Source organism: uncultured Paraglaciecola sp. (assembly GCF_913058035.1).
GTDB lineage: Bacteria > Pseudomonadota > Gammaproteobacteria > Enterobacterales > Alteromonadaceae > Paraglaciecola.
Genome location: NZ_CAJXPA010000309.1, coordinates 1 through 3184 on the forward strand (window position 1 = coordinate 1; position 3184 = coordinate 3184).

The window sequence follows — 3184 nt, forward strand, 5'->3', positions numbered from 1 at the left end:
CATATAATACTGCGTGACAAAATAAATAACTCTAAGCTGTTAGCTCCTGATTTCATGACTACTGGGCCAATTATTAATAGTCCAGGCGAAAACCAAAACATAATTCAACAATTAGTAATCTCTGAAGAAGATGGTCGTCAAGCGGTCCAGAACCAATTTGATGCGGGCTTTCGCCTGATCAAAGTTTACTCAAATCTCACTTTAGAAGCATTTAAAGGTATTTCTGAGCAAGCAAAAGTTTTAGGGATGAAAGTATCAGGGCATTTCCCTGAGGGTCTGCGAACGAAGGGGATACCACAGCAAAAACCTTTTGATATCACATGAGAAGATTCGCTAGGGAAAGGCTTCATTAGCTTTGAACATATTGAGACGATTGTATGGCATGCACTAAAAAATAACCTTGATGATGTGAAAATAACTGAAGTTACTAATAAGCTGCGTGATAGTGGTGAATCTGTTGTACCGACTTTACTAGCGCACAAACGACTAGTATTTATAACTGAGTCCAAAGGAGATTACCTCAACAGAGCGGGCGCAGATACTATCAATCCATTAGTCACATTTTTTGAATTGGGAGCAATTGAATTTTGGAGTAATACAGACCCATCAGCATACGAACGTCCTCATGCTGACTTTTTTTCAAAAGCCACAAGAATACTGCATCAAACGAATGTACCTATAATTGCAGGCACAGATTCAGGGAGTTTTGCAATTATTCCTGGGAAATCATTGATTACCGAATTAGAGCTTTTAGTTACAGCGGGACTTTCAAACTTTGAAGCCTTAAATTCTGCCACCAGCGTTAGTGCACGAGTTTTGGGCTTCGATAAAATAGGCATGATAAAATAGGATATAGAGCAAATTTGTGGTTACTTTCAAAAAATCCTCTAACGAGTATAAAAAACTTGGACACATTGACAGAAATCATAATAAGGGGCCAACTGATAAATGGCGACAAAATTAACAATTTATATTTGGCTGCCCGCGATACCTCGTTTGTTCGCTCTTTGTGGCGATTTTTAGAACTATAGTTTTTTATAAACTAGTTAATATTGAATAATAAGTGGCCACCAATTTCTCTAACGTAGTTAGTTTTAAAGTCAGTTACTCATGTACACGTTTCACAAAATTTTGTCGATAGTTAACCGATATGCACAACCGTTATTTAATTGGGGGATCTGACGTTATTGCTGTTGGCAATTACTGGGCTCATTACCCTATATGGATAGATATATCAGCGCATTCAATCATTATAAAGATCATACCATCTTATCAGAGCGGTCATTAAAGACGATGTTTAAAGGGAGAGTTTATTGAAAAGCAATATAATAAACTGAACTCAAAGGTAGCTTGAATTCCACATTAATTGTGCTGGTTTTAGCCGCTTTACTTAAATGCCTAAAGTCGGGTTTTCCAGTAATTCTTGCTGCCATTTGGTCATTTGTATTAGGTAAATATTTCCCTGCTAAGCCGACTTTGAGGGGGTTTTATCACCATTAGCACATATTTACCCTGTTCTCTTTATTTTACGCTGTTGTTGGCTGCTATTGCTCACGTCAACCATTCAGTACACCTATGCTCATTGCCGCCTATTTACTAAATATTACTCTAAAAGTATGTAGATGTTCCTTTATGTAAACCTTGTCAGCCTACAAACACTTATGGGTTTGCCTAATATCAAAGACGAATTAAAAAATAATAGATGATGATAAACACTTAAATGTATTTTTATGTTTGCTAATGTTCATTAATGAGTGTTATCTTAACAAAGTGAAAATTTAAGAACATTTAAAATAGTTGTTGGGTTAACTATTCGCCTTTACAGCACTTATTCATGAGGCATCTGATGTAGAGGTTAAACTCACAATTACAAGACGACGATGTTCCGATAGCGCTTATTATGCTAATTCGGAGTCTATTAACAGCGTATTCAATCAAGTCGTGCTAGCAAACGTATTGAGTACATTATTGAGCGAAAATGTACTGTAAGAAGCTCAAAAAAATTAGATGTTATCGCCAATCAAGTTTTGATTGGTGTCCTGAAAGACAGTAGACAACTTAAGGCTATAGCTTCAGAAGAAATGGAACATTTTATTACATGCAATAAAAATGCAGCTTGGAAAATTTATTAACTAATGATAGTTCCAACTTTTTTTCTGTGAATAGGTATTTGCAGTATTGATGGTCAATAAGAAATATTTATTAACAAAATCGAAGATGTTAGCAAAAATGCGGTATTCACAGGAGTTTGTTGCGGCACTTGACCAAAGTGGTGGTAACACCCCAAGTGCCCTTACACAATTTGGCTCTCAGCAAAAACAATCTCATTTGCACAGTAGATGTTTGCATGCGATGCGGGCACGGATAATTCCAAGTACAGGGTTTTATTTTCAACGCTTAGTGGCTACGAGCCCTTTTAAGGATGCGCTAAATAGTAACAGTGGGATATTCCCTGCGTTGATTACTTATGGCTGACAAAGTGGATAGTAGCGTTTTTGATGGCCTGAGCCCATCAATAGACAGCTTTCAGCTGATGCGTCTTATGGCGGGTCTTTACTCCACATTGCGCGTGGCTACTAGCAAGATGAATCTTTGGTACTAAAATGCGTTCGGTAATAAGAACAGCTAAGGAAAAGGGTATCAAAATCCCGATAAAATAGCAGTTTGAGCTCGCAATTAAAGTCATTCAATTTGACTCAATGGTAATCATTGAATCCGAAGTTGACATAGATTGCTCAGAATAAATTATGCGGAATTTATGCTGAGAAACGCAACAAGTGAAGGACTGAGCAATCTTGATGAAGGACCGCGGATAATGCTGAGAGCATCGCAAGTTTTTCAAGGGCTTTATTTGGTGGACTGCAGTATTGCATGTCAAAAAAATTGATGGCGAGCTTAACAACACTATTGATGCCATTTATAAGGCTTCAATGTGTAAATTATGAAGTAAAACTCAATCAGACGAAATATTTTTTCCGTCTGATTATTGGCATATTTAGCCTTTAAAATCTGGTTACATCTATTTCTTAAGATTGTGGTAAATATCGGAACTGGGTGATGATTTTTTCGAGAAGGTAGCGTAATCATAGAAGGGGTAATTTAAAATGAGTCACCTAAGAAAGAATAATATTGAAAAACTTCCCCATGGTATATTTGATGTATTGATCATTGGTGGGGGTATCAA

At 36.8% G+C, this 3184-nt stretch carries 3 protein-coding genes; all 3 read left to right on the forward strand.

Features of this window, described 5'->3' with window-relative positions; translation table 11 throughout:
* Positions 1-324 (forward strand): hypothetical protein (locus tag QZ562_RS20660; protein ID WP_293764541.1); only part of this gene is annotated, 324 nt, incomplete at its 5' end.
* A gap of 84 nt (positions 325-408) precedes the next feature.
* Positions 409-849, forward strand: a complete 441-nt coding sequence (locus QZ562_RS20665) for an amidohydrolase family protein (protein WP_293764543.1) — start codon at positions 409-411, stop codon at positions 847-849.
* A gap of 1380 nt (positions 850-2229) precedes the next feature.
* Complete coding sequence (locus QZ562_RS20670) at positions 2230-2475, forward strand: hypothetical protein (RefSeq protein WP_293764545.1); 246 nt, start codon at positions 2230-2232, stop codon at positions 2473-2475.
* The last annotated feature ends 709 nt before the right edge of the window (positions 2476-3184 follow it).

Bases quoted from the DNA above. Each gene is read 5' to 3' on its own strand.
- QZ562_RS20670 (WP_293764545.1), top strand. From the start codon at position 2,230: ATGCGGTATTCACAGGAGTTTGTTGCGGCACTTGACCAAAGTGGTGGT.